The sequence below is a fragment of the Pseudomonas asiatica genome (genome assembly GCF_040214835.1).
Classification (GTDB): domain Bacteria; phylum Pseudomonadota; class Gammaproteobacteria; order Pseudomonadales; family Pseudomonadaceae; genus Aquipseudomonas; species Aquipseudomonas putida_Z.
Genome location: NZ_CP157874.1, coordinates 1,954,399 through 1,968,168, shown reverse-complemented (window position 1 = coordinate 1,968,168; position 13,770 = coordinate 1,954,399). Strand labels below are relative to the sequence as shown.

Genomic DNA, 13,770 nt, shown 5'->3' with positions numbered 1-13,770 from the left:
CACCGAGCGCAGAAACAAAAAAGGCGCCCGATCTCACGATCAAGGCGCCTTCGAAGAATATGGGGTGGACGATGGGAATCGAACCCACGACAACTGGAATCACAATCCAGCGCTCTACCAACTGAGCTACGCCCACCATATTGCAGTCTTGCGATGTTGCGGTACAGCCTTACAGAAGCATGGTGCGGACGAAGAGACTCGAACTCTTACAGCTTGCGCCGCTGGAACCTAAATCCAGTGTGTCTACCAATTTCACCACGTCCGCGTAACGCTTAAAACAAAGGCGCCAGATGCTATCGAGGCGCCTTTGAAGAATATGGGGTGGACGATGGGAATCGAACCCACGACAACTGGAATCACAATCCAGCGCTCTACCAACTGAGCTACGCCCACCATATTGCATTACAGCCTACTTGCTTGCCAAAGCTGCCTAATGGCGCACCCGGCAGGACTCGAACCTGCGACCATCCGCTTAGAAGGCGGATGCTCTATCCAGCTGAGCTACGGGCGCTTAAGCTTGAAGCCTAACCGAACGAGACCTTAACAGGTAACTGCTAAACCACTCATTCTGCCCGACTTAGCCAACCAGTGCTAGGCTGTGCCCGACAAGTGCGGCGAATCTTATAGGCGGGCCTGATAGTCGTCAACACCTTTCTCAAAAAAATTTAAATTATTTAAGGGCTTAGGGGATTTGCCCGACCACCCGCCTTTGCCCTTGGCCCATGTCGTGCGAGAATGCGCCCTCTTTAATTGTTTCCTTCTCGATGGTTAATCACGCGTCTATGACTGCACACCTAATCGATGGCAAGGCGATCGCCGCCAACTTGCGCCAGCAGATCGCTCAACGTGTCGTGGAGCGTCGCCAGCAAGGCCTGCGTACGCCGGGCCTGGCGGTGATCCTGGTCGGCACCGACCCCGCCTCCCAAGTCTATGTCTCGCACAAGCGCAAGGACTGCGAAGAGGTCGGCTTCATTTCGCAGGCGTTCGACCTGCCCAGCGAAACCACGCAGCAGGCCCTGACCGAGCTGATCGACCGCCTCAATGACGACCCGGCCGTCGACGGTATCCTGCTGCAGTTGCCGCTGCCGGCGCACCTGGACGCCTCGCTGCTGCTCGAGCGCATCCGCCCGGACAAGGACGTGGACGGCTTCCACCCGTACAACATCGGCCGCCTGGCCCAGCGCATCCCGCTGCTGCGCCCGTGCACGCCGAAGGGCATCATGACCCTGCTGGAAAGCACCGGCCAGGACCTGTACGGCATGAACGCGGTCATCGTCGGCGCCTCCAACATCGTTGGCCGCCCGATGGCCATGGAGCTGCTGCTGGCCGGCTGCACCGTGACCGTCTGCCACCGCTTCACCAAGGACCTCGCCGGCCATGTCGGCCGCGCCGACCTGGTGGTAGTGGCCGCCGGCAAGCCTGGCCTGGTCAAGGGTGAATGGATCAAGGAAGGTGCCATCGTTATCGACGTGGGCATCAACCGCCAGGAAGACGGCAAGCTGGTCGGCGACGTGGTCTACGAGACCGCCCTGCCGCGCGCCGGCTGGATCACGCCGGTGCCGGGCGGCGTCGGGCCGATGACCCGCGCATGCCTGCTGGAGAACACGCTGTATGCGGCGGAAGAGCTGCACAAGTAATACCGCGTGATATGAAAACGGCACCTCTGGCAGGTGCCGTTTTTTTTGCCCGTGATCAATGCATTGGCTTCACCGGCCTCTTCGCGGGTGAACCCGCTCCCACAGGTTGCGCGCCGTCCCAGAAGATGGCGATATCTCTGTGGGAGCGGGTTTACCCGCGAAGAGGCCGGCGCGGTATTCAGCCGGTCACTTCCTCGCCGCCTCCCACGACTTCAGCAGTTCGTTGTAGCTGACCGTCTCGCCCTTGGGCTTTTCGTTGGCCAGTTTCGGTTTCGGCGCCCCGGGCTGGTCGAACCAGTACTGGGCGTCCTTCTCCGGGTTCAGCTTCGGTGCGCAGGTGGCCTGGGCGTTGGACCGCTGCAAGCGCTCCATCATCCGGTCCTGGTCGCGGGCCAGGCCGTCCAGCGCTTCCTGCGGGGTCTTCTCGCCACTGGCCACTTCGGCGATGTGGCTCCACCACAACTGCGCCAACCGCGGGTAATCCGGCACGTTGGTGCCGGTCGGTGTCCACTGTACCCGCGCCGGGCTGCGGTAGAACTCCACCAGCCCGCCCAACTTGGGCGCCAGTTCGGTCATGGCCTGGGAATTGATGTCCGACTCGCGAATCGGCGTGAGGCCGACGATGGTCTTTTTCAGCGACACGGTCTTGGAGGTGACGAACTGGGCGTACAGCCACGCAGCCAGGCGTTGCTTCTCGGGGGTGGACTTGAAGAAGGTCCACGAACCGGTGTCCTGGTAGCCCAGCTTCATCCCCTCCTCCCAGTACGGCCCCTTCGGCGAAGGCGCCATACGCCACTTCGGCGTGCCGTCGGCGTTCACCACCGGCAAACCGGGCTTGGTCATGTCGGCGGTAAACGCGGTGTACCAGAAGATCTGCTGGGCGATGTTGCCCTGTGCCGGCACCGGGCCGGCTTCGGAGAAGGTCATGCCCTGGGCTTCCTTGGGCGCATAGGCACGCATCCAGTCCACGTACTTCTGCGTGGCATACACGGCGGCCGGGCCGTTGGTGTCGCCGCCACGGGTCACGCTGGACCCCACCGGGTGGCAGTCCTCCACGCGAATGCCCCATTCGTCCACCGGCAAACCATTGGGCAGGCCTTTGTCGCCGCCACCCGCCATGGAGAACCAGGCATCGGTGAAGCGCCAGCCCAGCGACGGGTCTTTCTTGCCGTAGTCCATGTGGCCATAGACGCGTTTGCCGTCGATCTCCTTGACGTCTTCGCTGAAGAACCTGGCAATGTCCTCGTAGGCCGACCAGTTCACCGGTACGCCCAGCTCGTAGCCGTATTTTTCCTTGAACCTGGCCTTCAGCTCGGGCCGCTCGAACCAGTCGGCACGGAACCAGTAGAGGTTGGCGAACTGCTGGTCGGGCAGTTGGTAGACCTTGCCATCCGGCGCGGTGGTGAAGGAAATGCCGATGAAGTCCTTCAGGTCCAGGGTCGGCGAAGTGTAGTCCTTGCCTTCGTTGGCCATCAGGTCGGTGATCGATTCCACCTTGCCGTAGCGAAAGTGCGTACCGATCAGGTCGGAGTCGTTGACCCAGCCGTCATAGATGTTCTTGTCCGACTGCATCTGTGTCTGCAGCTTTTCCACCACGTCGCCTTCCTGCAACAGGTCGTGGGTCAGCTGTATACCGGTGATCTCGCTGAAGGCCTTGGCCAGCACCTTGGACTCGTATTCATGGGTGGTGATGGTTTCCGACACCACGTTGATCTTCATGCCGCGGAACGGCTCGGCAGCCTTGATGAACCACTTCAACTCGGCCAGCTGCTGTTCAGGGGTAAGGGTCGAAGGCTTGAACTCACTGCCGAGCCACTTCCTTGCCGCATCCTCGTACTGGTCGGCCCAGGCTGTGCCCTGCACGCTGGCCAGTACCAGCAACGCGGCCAGGGTCAAATGTCGCCTGTTGTACTTGTTGTCGAACATTGTGATCTCCCGTTTCAGTTATCCCACAGGGCCGCTCGCTCAGCCCCAGCGCAGCACCACCACCAGCCACGCCAGCGACAGCAGCGAGGCCACCCACAATGGCCACTCGCTGACGCCAACCACCAGCAAATGCAGGTAGGCGCTGGCCAGCAGGCCGATGAACAAGCGGTCGCCACGGCTGGTGACCAGCGGCAGGAAGCCGCGTCGCTCCACGCAGGGGCGGCGCAGTTCGAGCAGGGTCATGCCCAGCAGCAGCACGCCAACGGCGGCGAAGAACAGCGCCGTCGGCAAGGTCCAGGCCATCCACTCCATGCCTTGCCCTCCTCACACCCGGCCCAGGGCGAAGCCCTTGGCCACATGGTTGCGCACGAACCAGATCACCAGCATGCCCGGCAAGATGGTCAGTACCCCCGCCGCCGCCAACACGCCCCAATCGATGCCCGAGGCCGACACGGTACGGGTCATCACAGCGGCGATCGGTTTGGCATTCACCGAGGTCAGGGTGCGCGCCAGCAGCAGCTCGACCCAGGAGAACATGAAACAGAAAAACGCCGTCACGCCGATGCCGGAGCCAATCAGCGGGATGAAGATCTTCACGAAGAAGCGCGGGAAGCTGTAGCCGTCGATGTAGGCTGTTTCGTCGATTTCCTTCGGCACACCAGACATGAACCCCTCGAGGATCCACACCGCCAGCGGCACGTTGAACAGGCAGTGGGCCAGGGCCACGGCGATATGGGTATCGAACAGGCCGATCGACGAATACAGCTGGAAGAACGGCAGCAGGAACACCGCCGGTGGCGCCATGCGGTTGGTCAGCAGCCAGAAGAACAGGTGCCGGTCACCGAGGAAGCGGTAACGCGAGAAGGCATATGCCGCTGGCAGCGCCACCAGCAGCGAAATCAGCGTGTTCAGGCACACGTAGTACAGCGAATTGATGTAGCCGCTGTACCAGCTGGCATCGGTGAAGATCACCCGGTAGTTGTCGAGGGTGAACGCCTGTGGCCACAGGGTCAGGCCGCCGAGGATCTCGGTGTTGCTCTTGAACGACATGTTCAGCAGCCAGTAGATCGGCACCAGCAGGAAGAAGAAGTACAGCAACAGGGCCAGCGATTTGCGTGAGCTCATGGACTAGTCCTTGTCGGCATGGGTCATGGCTGTGTAGAACAGCCACGAAACCAGCAGGATGATCAGGAAGTACACCAGCGAGAATGCCGCCGCCGGGCCCAGGTCGAACTGCCCCACGGCCATGCGCGTGAGGGTCTGGCTGAGGAAGGTGGTGGCGTTGCCGGGCCCGCCACCGGTCAGCACGAAGGGCTCGGTATAGATCATGAAGCTGTCCATGAAGCGCAGCATCACCGCGATCAGCAGGACGTTCTTCAGCTTGGGCAACTGGATATGACGGAACACCGCCCAGCCCGAGGCGCGGTCGATGCGCGCAGCCTGGTAGTACACGTCGGGGATGGCGCGCAGCCCCGAATAACAGAGCAAGGCCACCAGCGAGGTCCAGTGCCACACGTCCATCACCAGCACGGTCAGCCAAGCGTCGAACGGGTCGCCGGCGTAGTTGTAGCTGACCCCGAGCTTGGCCAGGGTGGCGCCGAGCAGGCCGATGTCGGCCCGGCCGAAAATCTGCCAGATGGTGCCGACCACGTTCCACGGGATCAGCAACGGGATGGCCATGACGATCAGGCACACCGAGGCCATGCGCCCCTTGGTCGGCATGGTCAGGGCAATGGCGATGCCCAGCGGGATCTCGATCAGCAGCACGCAGGCGGAATAGATGAACTGGCGCAGCAGCGCATCGTGCAGCGCCGGGTCGCGCAGCACCTGGCGGTACCAGTCGGCGCCGACGAAGTAGCGGTTGGACTGGTCGAAGATGTCCTGCACCGAGTAGTTGACCACCGTCATCATCGGCACCACCGCACTGAATGCCACCAGCAGGAACACCGGCAGCACCAGCCACCAGGCCTTGTTGTTCGGCACCTTGTTCATGGCCCGGCCTCCAGCAGCACATCGTCGACGTACAGCATCAGCCACTGCGCCGGCAGGCTGACCCAGGCCTGGGCCACCGGCAGTGGGCGGTCCTCGCCCAGGCGCGCCTTGAGCGCGACACCGCCCAGTTCGAGGGTGACGATGCGGTAGGTGCCCAGGTCCTCGACGTCCAGCACCCGTGCCGGGTAGGCGTCATCGAACGGGCTGTCCCACAGCTGCACGAATTCCGGGCGGATGCCTACCTGCAGGCGTCCACCGCCTGTGGCCGCCAGGCGCTCTCGCAGGTGCTCCCGCAGTTGCCCGGGCAGCACCAGGTGAATATCGCCGAACGCCACCCCGCCCGCTTCGGCGCGTACCTCGATCAGGTTCATTCCCGGGCTGCCGATGAAGTAACCGACGAAGGTATGCCGCGGCCGCTCGAACAGTTCGCGCGGGGTGCCGAACTGAACGATGCGCCCGCCGTGCATCACCGCGATCTTGTCGGCGAACGTCGAGGCCTCCAACTGGTCGTGGGTGACGTAGATCATGGTGATGTTGAACTGCTCGTGGATCTGCTTGAGCTTGCGCCGCAGCTTCCACTTCAGGTGCGGGTCGATCACCGTCAGCGGCTCGTCGAACAGGATCGCCGACACGTCATCGCGCACCAGGCCACGGCCCATGGAGACCTTCTGCTTTTCGTCGGCACTGAGGTTGCGCGCCTTCTTGCGCAGCACGGCCGAGAGGTCGAGTACCTCGGCAATCTCCTCCACCCGGGCCTGCACCCGGGCTTCGTCCAGCCCCTGGTTGCGCAAGGGAAACGCCAGGTTGTCGAACACCGTCATGGTGTCGTACACCACCGGGAACTGGAACACCTGGGCGATGTTGCGCGCCTGTGGTGACAGCCGGTTGACCGGCTTGCCGTCGAACAGCACCTCGCCGTGGGACGGTGTCAGCAGCCCGGAAATGATGTTGAGCAAGGTCGACTTGCCGCAGCCCGACGGCCCGAGCAAGGCGTAGGCACCGCCCTGCTCCCACACATGCTCCAGCGCGTGCAGGGCATAGTCTGCCTCGCTGGCGGGCTGGCGGCTGTAGCTGTGCGCCAGTTGGCGCAGGCGGATCTCGGCCATCACCCTCTCCTTGCCTGGCGCAGCCCAGGGGCCTGCACCAGCGCCCCGGCGCTGTCGAACACGAACAGCTTGTGTGTGGGGATGAACACGCGGATCGGCGTGTCCACCTGGTATTCGTGCACCCCTGGCAGGTGCAGGATCATGCGCCAGTGTTCGTTGCGTACATGCAGGAAGGTCTCTGAACCACTGATCTCGGCCAGTTCCACCAGCACCGACAATTCCAGGTCGTCGTCGTGGGCCGGCACCAGGCTGATGTGGCTGGGCCGCACGCCAAAGCGGTAGTCACCCTCGGCAAGCGGCTGCAAGTCGGCATTGCGGGCAAAGTGCACGGCATGGGCCAGGCTCACGTCGTTGCCGCTGATATGGCCAGGCACCAGGTTGATCGGCGGCTCGGAAAACAGCTCGGCAGCCAGCACGCTGCCCGGGCGCTGGTAGACCTCGGCGGTAGGCCCGCTCTGGACGATACGGCCCTCATGCACCAGGGTGGTGGTACCGCCCAGAGCCAGCGCCTCGTTGGGCTCGGTGGTGGCATACACGGCAATGCAGTGGCGTGCCGCGAACAGTTCGCGCAGTTCCTGGCGCAGGCCCTCGCGCAGTTTGTAGTCGAGGTTGACCAGTGGCTCGTCGAACAGGATCAGCGAGGCATCCTTGACCAGCGCCCGGGCCATTGCCGTGCGTTGCTGTTGGCCACCGGACAGCTCCAGCGGCAGGCGCTGCAGGTAGGCTTCGATGCGCAGCATTTCGGCGGTTTCCTGCACCCGTCGGCGAATCTGGGGCTCGGCCATGCGTGCCTGGCGCAGCGGTGACGCAATGTTCTCGTACACGCTGAGGGTCGGGTAATTGATGAACTGCTGATACACCATCGACACATTGCGCTGGCGCACCGGCACGCCAGTCACGTCCTGGCCATCCATCAGCACCCGCCCCCGGTTCGGGCGATCGAGCCCGGCCATCAGGCGCATCAGGCTGGTCTTGCCGGCCAGGGTGCGGCCCAGCAGCACGTTGAACGAGCCGGGTTCGAAACGCAGTGAGGCATCGACGATCCAGGCCTGGTTGTCGACGCTGCGGCTGACCTGTTCCAGCACCAGGGACATGGCGTGGCCTTCTTGTGGTTTTTGTCTGCCGGGCACAGCCAGTTTCGTGCCAGTTGCGCCGCGACCGTCTGGCCCGGGGCCTTGCTGGCAACACCGGCCAATCGCAGGTTCACAAGTGAACACAAGCACTGAACAACTGAACACTTGCCGGTTTGACATTGAACAACCGTGCACGACACTGAACAGCGGTCGGCCCCATGACAACAATCACACAGGACAGGCCCATGGCCGCATCCGCTTCGACCCATGCCCAACTGATCCAGGCCTCCTGGGCCCGCTGCCGCGACCACGGCCTGCAACCCCAGCACGCCCCGGACTTCGACTGCCTGACCCGCGCCGAGCTGAACGCCCTGCTGGAGCAGCGCCAGGCCCTGCTGCACCTGACCCGCGAAGCGGTGCTGCCGCAATATGCGCACCTGCTGGGCAATGCCAGCTACCTGGTGATGCTGGCCGATGCCAGCGGCTGCCTGCTCGACAGCTGGGGCTCGCGGCGGTTCATCGAGCCGCGCCAGCAGCATGGTTTCAGCGCCGGTGCCCACTGGCACGAGCGCGGTGTCGGCACCAATGCGCTGGGCACCGCGCTGGTCTGCGCCGAGGCGATTCACGTGGGCCAGGACGAGCACTTCCTGCGCCAGAACCGCTATATGTCCAGCGCCGCCGCGCCGCTGTTCGACGCCGAGCGGCAGCTGGTCGGGGTGCTCGATGTGGCCAGCGACGGCTACCTGCCCGCCAGCCAGACCCTGGGCCTGGTACGCATGATGGGCCAGAGCCTGGAGAACCGCCTGATCCTCGCCAAGCATGCCGACCAGCACGCGCAACTGATCTTCAACAGCGCCTCCGACAACCTCGACAGCCCCTGGGCCGGCCTGCTGGTGTTCGATCAGCACGGGCAGGTGCTGGCCGCCAATCACCGGGCCGACACCCTGCTCGGGGGCAACCCGCTGCAGCAGAACATCGCGCAACTGTTCCAGTTGCCCCTGCAACAGCTGCTCAGCCATCCCCGGCAACAGCCCTTCGCCCTGCAAGCCACCGGGCGCAACCGCTTTCATTGCCAGTGGCAGCCACCGCGTGAGGCCCCCGGCCGCCCCGCCGCCAGTAGCGCCGAACCACGCCTGGAGAAGGCCCTGGCGCAGGCCGGCCTGCTGCTGGAAAAGGACATCCCGGTGCTGGTGCAGGGGGAAACCGGCGTAGGCAAGGAGGTATTCGTCGATACCCTGCACCGGGCCAGCAGCCGCGCCAGCCAGCCGCTGATTGCCGTCAACTGTGCGGCGATCCCGGCAGAGCTGGTGGAGTCGGAACTGTTCGGCTACGACAAGGGCGCGTTCACCGGCGCCCACCAGAAGGGCAACCCGGGCCTGATCCGCAAGGCCCACCACGGCATCCTGTTCCTCGACGAAATCGGCGACATGCCGCTGCCCACCCAGGCCCGACTGCTGCGCGTGCTGCAGACGCGCAGCATCCAGCCATTGGGCAGCGGCGAACCGGTGGCGGTGGATATCCGCGTGGTGTCGGCGAGCAACCGCGACCTGGCCGAAGAAGTGCGCGCCGGGCGCTTTCGCCAGGACCTGTATTACCGCATCGCCGGGCTGGCGGTGGTGTTGCCGCCGCTGCGCGAGCGCAGTGATCGCCGGCAGCTGATCGAGCAGGTGCATGCGCGCTACCGCGACCCCGGGCAGCCTGCGCGGCTGCCTGCGGCCATTATCGAACTGCTCGATCAGCACCCCTGGCCGGGGAATATGCGTGAACTGGTGAGTGTGCTGCAGGTGGCGCTGGCCTTGGCGGGTAATGGGCCGGTTGGCGTCGAGCACCTGCCTGCAGGATTTCTGGCCGAGTTGCAGGCCCCCGTGCTGCTTGCCACTGAGGAAGCGGACCTGCACGCGCTGGTGGAGCAAGCCAACGGCAACCTGTCGGCGGTGGCGCGCGGGCTTGGGATCAGCCGCACCACGCTGTACAAGCGGCTGCGTGAGCGATGATTGCCTTTGCCTGTGCGGGCCTCATCGCCGGCAAGCCAGCTCTCATAGAACTGCACATAAGTCATTGAGTTAGCAGGGACCCTGTGGGAGCGGCTTTAGCCGCGAACACCGGCGCAGCCGGTGCCATGCACCGCGTTGGATTCTTCGCGGCTAAAGCCGCTCCCACAGGGTACGAGGATCGCTCGCGAATTCAGTTATCTGTGCGACAGCACGGCCCAAAGGGCTGGGCTATCTCCTACAGCGCCGCTCTCAAGGCCTGTGATATCCCTGTGGGAGCCGGCTTGCCGGCGATAGGGCCGGGCCAGGCAGCCACAGCCGATTCGGCTGCCAGCGCAGCGAAATCAGCCAAAGCCGCTGCCGCCACAGCCCATTACAGCCAGCTTTACCTCCCCACCCGCCGCACAATGAAACCAGAGCCCACTCTGGAAGCGTCGACCGCAGGGAGACCCCTCATGACCCGCTATATCGATGTGCAAGACTTGGCCCGCCTGGTCAACCGCAAAGGCCTGCCCACGTGCCTGCTGGAAATGGCCGAGTACATCCGTCAGGACTACCTGCGCTGGCCCGCCTTCGAAAAATGCGCCCGGGTGGCCAACCATTCAGCGGACGGCGTGATCGAGCTGATGCCAATCTCGGACGCCAGCCGCTACGCCTTCAAGTACGTCAACGGCCATCCGAAGAACACTCGCCATGGCCTGCCCACAGTGATGGCCTTCGGCGCCCTGGCGAGCGTCGATACCGGTGCACCGTTGCTGCTTAGCGAAATGACCCTGACCACCGCCATCCGCACTGCGGCCACCTCGGCCCTGGCCGCCCGCTACCTGGCGCGCGAAGACAGCCGCAGCATGGCGTTGATCGGCAATGGCTCGCAAAGCGAGTTCCAGGCCATCGCCTTCAATGCCCTGCTGGGCATCGATGAAATCCGCCTGTACGACATCGACCCGGCCGCCTCGGCCAAATTGGTCGCCAACCTGGCCAACCGACCCGGCCTCAAGCTGAGCATCGCCAGCTCCGTGGCCGAAGCGGTACGCGGGGCCGATATCGTCACCACGGTGACCGCCGACAAGGCCTGCGCCACCATCCTCACCCCGGAGATGATCGAGCCGGGCATGCACCTGAACGCCGTGGGCGGTGACTGCCCAGGCAAGACCGAGCTGCACCGGGCGATTGTCGAGCGGGCCCGGGTGATCGTCGAGTACGAGCCGCAGAGCCGGGTGGAAGGCGAGATCCAGCAGATGCCGGCGGACTCGCCAGTGACCGAATTCTGGCGCGTGGTTGCCGGGGAAGCCAAGGGGCGTGAGCGCGCCGAACAGGTGACGCTGTTCGACTCGGTGGGGTTTGCCTTGGAGGATTATTCGGCCTTGCGCTATGTGCTGGATACGGCGCAGGCGCTGGGTATCGGCACGGATATCGGGCTGGTGCCGGTGCTGGAAGATCCGAAGGATTTGTATGGGTTGTTGCAGCCGCGGGTGGTGGAGTTGCGGGCGGTGGCCAAGGCTGGTTCTGTCTGCGCCTGATGGATCCTGGAGCTGCTGCGCAGCCCATCGCGACACAAGGCCGCTCCTACACAAGGACCGCGTATCCCTTGTAGGAGCGGCCTTGTGTCGCGATGGGCCGCGCAGCGGCCCCCTTTACCGCCTAACCTGTCCCATGCCCTCTTCCGAACGAAGCCCAAGCGCATGGACACCAAGGACGCCAACGCCCACCCCCTCGACCGCATCGACGAAGCGATCATCGACATCCTGCGCCATGACGGCCGCATCACCTTCGAGAAGCTCTCCAGTCTCGTCCACCTCACCCCGCGCCCCTGCCTGGAGCGTGTACGCAAGCTGGAGCGCCGTGGCGTGATCCGCGGCTACGGGGCGATCATCGACCTGCAGAAGGTGGCGCCCGGGGTGTCGCTGCTGGTGCTGGTCGCCCTGTCCAACCAAAGCGGGCGGGCCGCGCAGAAGGCCTTCGAAGCCACCCTGCGCAACTGCCCGGAAGTGCACGAGTGCCAACTGATCAGCGGCCACTTCGACTACAGCCTGCGCCTGCGCTGCCGCGACATGGAACACTACCGGCTGCTCAGCGAAAGCTGGATGAACGACGACACCCTGCACATCGACAAGCTGGTCGCGCACCCGGTACTGGCCGAGGTCAAGCCAATGGCTCGCTGACGCGCTATCAAGAGTCGCGCCATTGCGCCGGCTGCCGATAGGCCAGCGCCCAGGCTTGCACCGCACTGGCCGGCATCGGCCGAGCGATGCAGTAACCCTGTGCCAGCTCGCAGCCCAACCCCATCAGCACCCGCCCATGCTCGACGCTCTCCAGCCCTTCGGCAATCACCTCGCGGCCAAATGCCCGCGCCAGGCCGATCACCGCCCCGGTCAGCGCCAGGTCGTCCTGGTCATGCAGGATGTCGCGCACGAACGACTGGTCGATCTTGATCGTCTGGGTCGGCAAGCGCTTCAGGTAGCTCAGCGACGAATAACCAGTGCCGAAGTCGTCCAGGGAGAAGCGCACACCCAGCGCGCGGCAGGCATCGAGACAGCAGCTGACATGCTGCAGGTTGTCGATGGCCACCGACTCGACGATTTCCAGGTCCAGCCGCGCCGGGTCCACCTCCGGGTGCGCCGCCAGCAACTGCTGCAGGCGTTCGACAAAGTCGCTGCGCTGCAAATGCCGCGCGGCGATGTTCACGCTCAGTGACCAGGGCCACCCCTGGCGCTGCCATGCCTGCAGCTGATTCAGCGCCTGGTCGAGCACCCACTCGCCGATTTCCACGATCAGGTCGGTCTGCTCCACCGCGGGCAGGAAATCACCAGGCGGCACCAGCCCGCGGCCTGGCCGCTGCCAGCGCAGCAAGCCCTCGAAACCCAGCACCTGGCCGCTGCGCAGGTTGACCTTGGGCTGGTAATACAGGCACAGCTCGCCGTTGTGCAAGGCCCGGCGCACCCGCGCCACGGTCTGGTGGGTAGCCTTCAGTTCCTGCTCCTGGGACACATCGAACAGGTGATAGCGGTTGCGCCCACGTTGCTTGGCCACATACATGGCCTGGTCGGCATGGCGCACCAGGGTGTCGGCATCTTCGTCGTCCTGCGGGTACAGGGTCACGCCGATACTGGCGCTCAGCGACAGGCGCTGCTCGCGTACCACATAGGGCGCCGCCAGTGCCCGCAGCACCCGGCGCAGCGCCGCATGCAGCCGGCGGTCTTCGTCGACGTCGCGCAGGATCAGCACGAATTCGTCTCCCGACAGCCGGGCCACCGCGTCGCCATCGCGCAGGATGTGCTTCAGGCGCTGCGCCACCTCGACCAGCAGCAGGTCGCCCATGGCATGCCCGTAGCCGTCGTTGACCGCCTTGAAGCCATCCAGGTCGAGCATGCACACCGCCAGCGCAATGTCTTCACGCCGCGAGCAGGCCAGGGCCTGGTTCAGCAGGTCGGAAAGGTAGGCGCGGTTGGGCAGGCCGGTGAGCACGTCATGGCCCACACGCCACTGCAAGGTATGCAGCAACTGGCGCTTCTCGGTGACGTCGAAACGGATCGACACGTACTTGCGCACCTCGCCGGTGAGCGGGTCGACCAGCGGCACCATGGTGCTGTCGACCCAGTACAGCGAGCCGTCCCTGGCGCGGTTGCAGATCTCGCCCTTCCACACCCGGCCAGCGGCCAGCGCCCGCCACATGCCGACGAAGAACTCCGGCTCGTGCAGGCCGGAGTTGAGGATGCGGTGGTTGGCGCCCAGCAGCTCCTCGCGGCTGTAGCCCGAAATGCTGCAGAACTGCTGGTTGACGTAGGTGATGGTCCCTCGCAGGTCGGTTTCGGAAAAGATCGCAGCCGCGTCCACGGCCGCACGATAGATGTCATCCATAAAGCATCCTGCCTTGGCGGTTGAAGCGCTCCACGAGGGCGCGGATTCTACGAGGTCACCCGCATAATGCAAATAACCCTTATGAATCATGGCGTTATCGAAAATATTGAAGTCGGCATGGCGCTTGGCAAGCTGATTGCTACGGTGCCCGAGGCACTGGCCAAAGCCTGATCTGATTCATGTGCGC

The 13,770-nt window shown here is 64.3% G+C and carries 11 protein-coding genes and 4 tRNA genes; 4 read left to right on the top strand and 11 right to left on the bottom strand.

Features of this window, described 5'->3' with window-relative positions; translation table 11 throughout:
- Nucleotides 1–60 precede the first annotated feature (60 nt).
- The 4 genes from ABNP31_RS08905 to ABNP31_RS08890 all read right to left on the bottom strand — a co-directional run bounded on the left by ABNP31_RS08905 (nt 61) and on the right by ABNP31_RS08890 (nt 511).
- Nucleotides 61–136 (bottom strand) — tRNA-His (locus ABNP31_RS08905).
- Nucleotides 137–180: 44 nt separating this feature from the next.
- A tRNA-Leu gene (locus ABNP31_RS08900) sits at nt 181–265 on the bottom strand.
- Nucleotides 266–317: 52 nt separating this feature from the next.
- Nucleotides 318–393: transfer RNA gene (locus ABNP31_RS08895), tRNA-His, on the bottom strand.
- A gap of 41 nt (nt 394–434) precedes the next feature.
- A tRNA-Arg gene (locus tag ABNP31_RS08890) sits at nt 435–511 on the bottom strand.
- Between the two features lie 271 nt (nt 512–782).
- On the opposite strand from ABNP31_RS08890, the gene folD reads away from it, so the two are divergent.
- Nucleotides 783–1,637, top strand: coding sequence for a bifunctional methylenetetrahydrofolate dehydrogenase/methenyltetrahydrofolate cyclohydrolase FolD (gene folD, locus ABNP31_RS08885; RefSeq protein WP_350013214.1), 855 nt, complete (start codon nt 783–785; stop codon nt 1,635–1,637).
- A 186-nt stretch (nt 1,638–1,823) separates the two neighbouring features.
- Here the strand turns inward: folD and ABNP31_RS08880 are convergent, their stop codons facing one another.
- Genes ABNP31_RS08880 through ABNP31_RS08855 form a run of 6 tightly spaced genes read right to left on the bottom strand, consistent with a single transcriptional unit; the run spans nt 1,824 to nt 7,755 of the window.
- Nucleotides 1,824–3,563 carry an ABC transporter substrate-binding protein gene (locus ABNP31_RS08880; protein ID WP_085663143.1) on the bottom strand — a complete coding sequence of 580 codons (1,740 nt, stop codon included), beginning with the start codon at nt 3,561–3,563 and terminating at the stop codon, nt 1,824–1,826.
- A 39-nt stretch (nt 3,564–3,602) separates the two neighbouring features.
- Nucleotides 3,603–3,875 (bottom strand): DUF2160 domain-containing protein, encoded by a 273-nt coding sequence (locus ABNP31_RS08875; RefSeq protein ID WP_013971877.1) that lies wholly within the window; start codon nt 3,873–3,875, stop codon nt 3,603–3,605.
- A 12-nt stretch (nt 3,876–3,887) separates the two neighbouring features.
- A complete protein-coding gene (locus tag ABNP31_RS08870; RefSeq protein WP_238067509.1) occupies nt 3,888–4,688 on the bottom strand; it encodes a carbohydrate ABC transporter permease in 801 nt (266 codons plus the stop codon).
- A 3-nt stretch (nt 4,689–4,691) separates the two neighbouring features.
- On the bottom strand, nt 4,692–5,555 hold the full coding sequence (locus ABNP31_RS08865) for a carbohydrate ABC transporter permease (protein ID WP_013971875.1): 864 nt from the start codon (nt 5,553–5,555) through the stop codon (nt 4,692–4,694).
- Nucleotides 5,552–6,661 (bottom strand): ABC transporter ATP-binding protein, encoded by a 1,110-nt coding sequence (locus ABNP31_RS08860; RefSeq protein WP_238067508.1) that lies wholly within the window; start codon nt 6,659–6,661, stop codon nt 5,552–5,554. Before ABNP31_RS08860 ends, ABNP31_RS08865 begins: the two co-directional genes overlap by 4 nt.
- Nucleotides 6,661–7,755 carry an ABC transporter ATP-binding protein gene (locus ABNP31_RS08855; RefSeq protein ID WP_350013213.1) on the bottom strand — a complete coding sequence of 365 codons (1,095 nt, stop codon included), beginning with the start codon at nt 7,753–7,755 and terminating at the stop codon, nt 6,661–6,663. The genes ABNP31_RS08860 and ABNP31_RS08855 overlap by 1 nt, the downstream gene beginning before the upstream one ends.
- Nucleotides 7,756–7,979: 224 nt before the next feature.
- Here ABNP31_RS08855 and ABNP31_RS08850 point away from each other — a divergent pair, with 224 nt between their 5' ends.
- From ABNP31_RS08850 to ABNP31_RS08840, 3 genes are all read left to right on the top strand, one after another.
- Nucleotides 7,980–9,728 carry a sigma-54-dependent Fis family transcriptional regulator gene (locus ABNP31_RS08850; RefSeq protein ID WP_350013212.1) on the top strand — a complete coding sequence of 583 codons (1,749 nt, stop codon included), beginning with the start codon at nt 7,980–7,982 and terminating at the stop codon, nt 9,726–9,728.
- Nucleotides 9,729–10,180: 452 nt separating this feature from the next.
- Entirely contained in the window at nt 10,181–11,245 is a 1,065-nt protein-coding gene (locus tag ABNP31_RS08845; protein WP_350013211.1) for an ornithine cyclodeaminase, read from the top strand.
- 162 nt (nt 11,246–11,407) lie between these two features.
- Nucleotides 11,408–11,887 (top strand): Lrp/AsnC family transcriptional regulator, encoded by a 480-nt coding sequence (locus ABNP31_RS08840; protein ID WP_025338409.1) that lies wholly within the window; start codon nt 11,408–11,410, stop codon nt 11,885–11,887.
- A gap of 7 nt (nt 11,888–11,894) precedes the next feature.
- Here the strand turns inward: ABNP31_RS08840 and ABNP31_RS08835 are convergent, their stop codons facing one another.
- Nucleotides 11,895–13,583, bottom strand: a complete 1,689-nt coding sequence (locus ABNP31_RS08835; RefSeq protein ID WP_350013210.1) for a putative bifunctional diguanylate cyclase/phosphodiesterase — start codon at nt 13,581–13,583, stop codon at nt 11,895–11,897.
- Nucleotides 13,584–13,770: the final 187 nt, after the last annotated feature.

Excerpts from the sequence above, each read along its gene's own strand:
- ABNP31_RS08865 (WP_013971875.1), bottom strand. The coding sequence starts at position 5,555 with ATGAACAAGGTGCCGAACAACAAGGCCTGGTGGCTGGTGCTGCCGGTG.
- ABNP31_RS08840 (WP_025338409.1), top strand. The coding sequence starts at position 11,408 with ATGGACACCAAGGACGCCAACGCCCACCCCCTCGACCGCATCGACGAA.
- ABNP31_RS08875 (WP_013971877.1), bottom strand. The coding sequence starts at position 3,875 with ATGGAGTGGATGGCCTGGACCTTGCCGACGGCGCTGTTCTTCGCCGCC.
- ABNP31_RS08880 (WP_085663143.1), bottom strand. The coding sequence starts at position 3,563 with ATGTTCGACAACAAGTACAACAGGCGACATTTGACCCTGGCCGCGTTG.
- folD (WP_350013214.1), top strand. The coding sequence starts at position 783 with ATGACTGCACACCTAATCGATGGCAAGGCGATCGCCGCCAACTTGCGC.
- ABNP31_RS08860 (WP_238067508.1), bottom strand. The coding sequence starts at position 6,661 with ATGGCCGAGATCCGCCTGCGCCAACTGGCGCACAGCTACAGCCGCCAG.
- ABNP31_RS08835 (WP_350013210.1), bottom strand. The coding sequence starts at position 13,583 with ATGGATGACATCTATCGTGCGGCCGTGGACGCGGCTGCGATCTTTTCC.
- ABNP31_RS08845 (WP_350013211.1), top strand. The coding sequence starts at position 10,181 with ATGACCCGCTATATCGATGTGCAAGACTTGGCCCGCCTGGTCAACCGC.
- ABNP31_RS08870 (WP_238067509.1), bottom strand. The coding sequence starts at position 4,688 with ATGAGCTCACGCAAATCGCTGGCCCTGTTGCTGTACTTCTTCTTCCTG.
- ABNP31_RS08855 (WP_350013213.1), bottom strand. The coding sequence starts at position 7,755 with ATGTCCCTGGTGCTGGAACAGGTCAGCCGCAGCGTCGACAACCAGGCC.
- ABNP31_RS08850 (WP_350013212.1), top strand. The coding sequence starts at position 7,980 with ATGGCCGCATCCGCTTCGACCCATGCCCAACTGATCCAGGCCTCCTGG.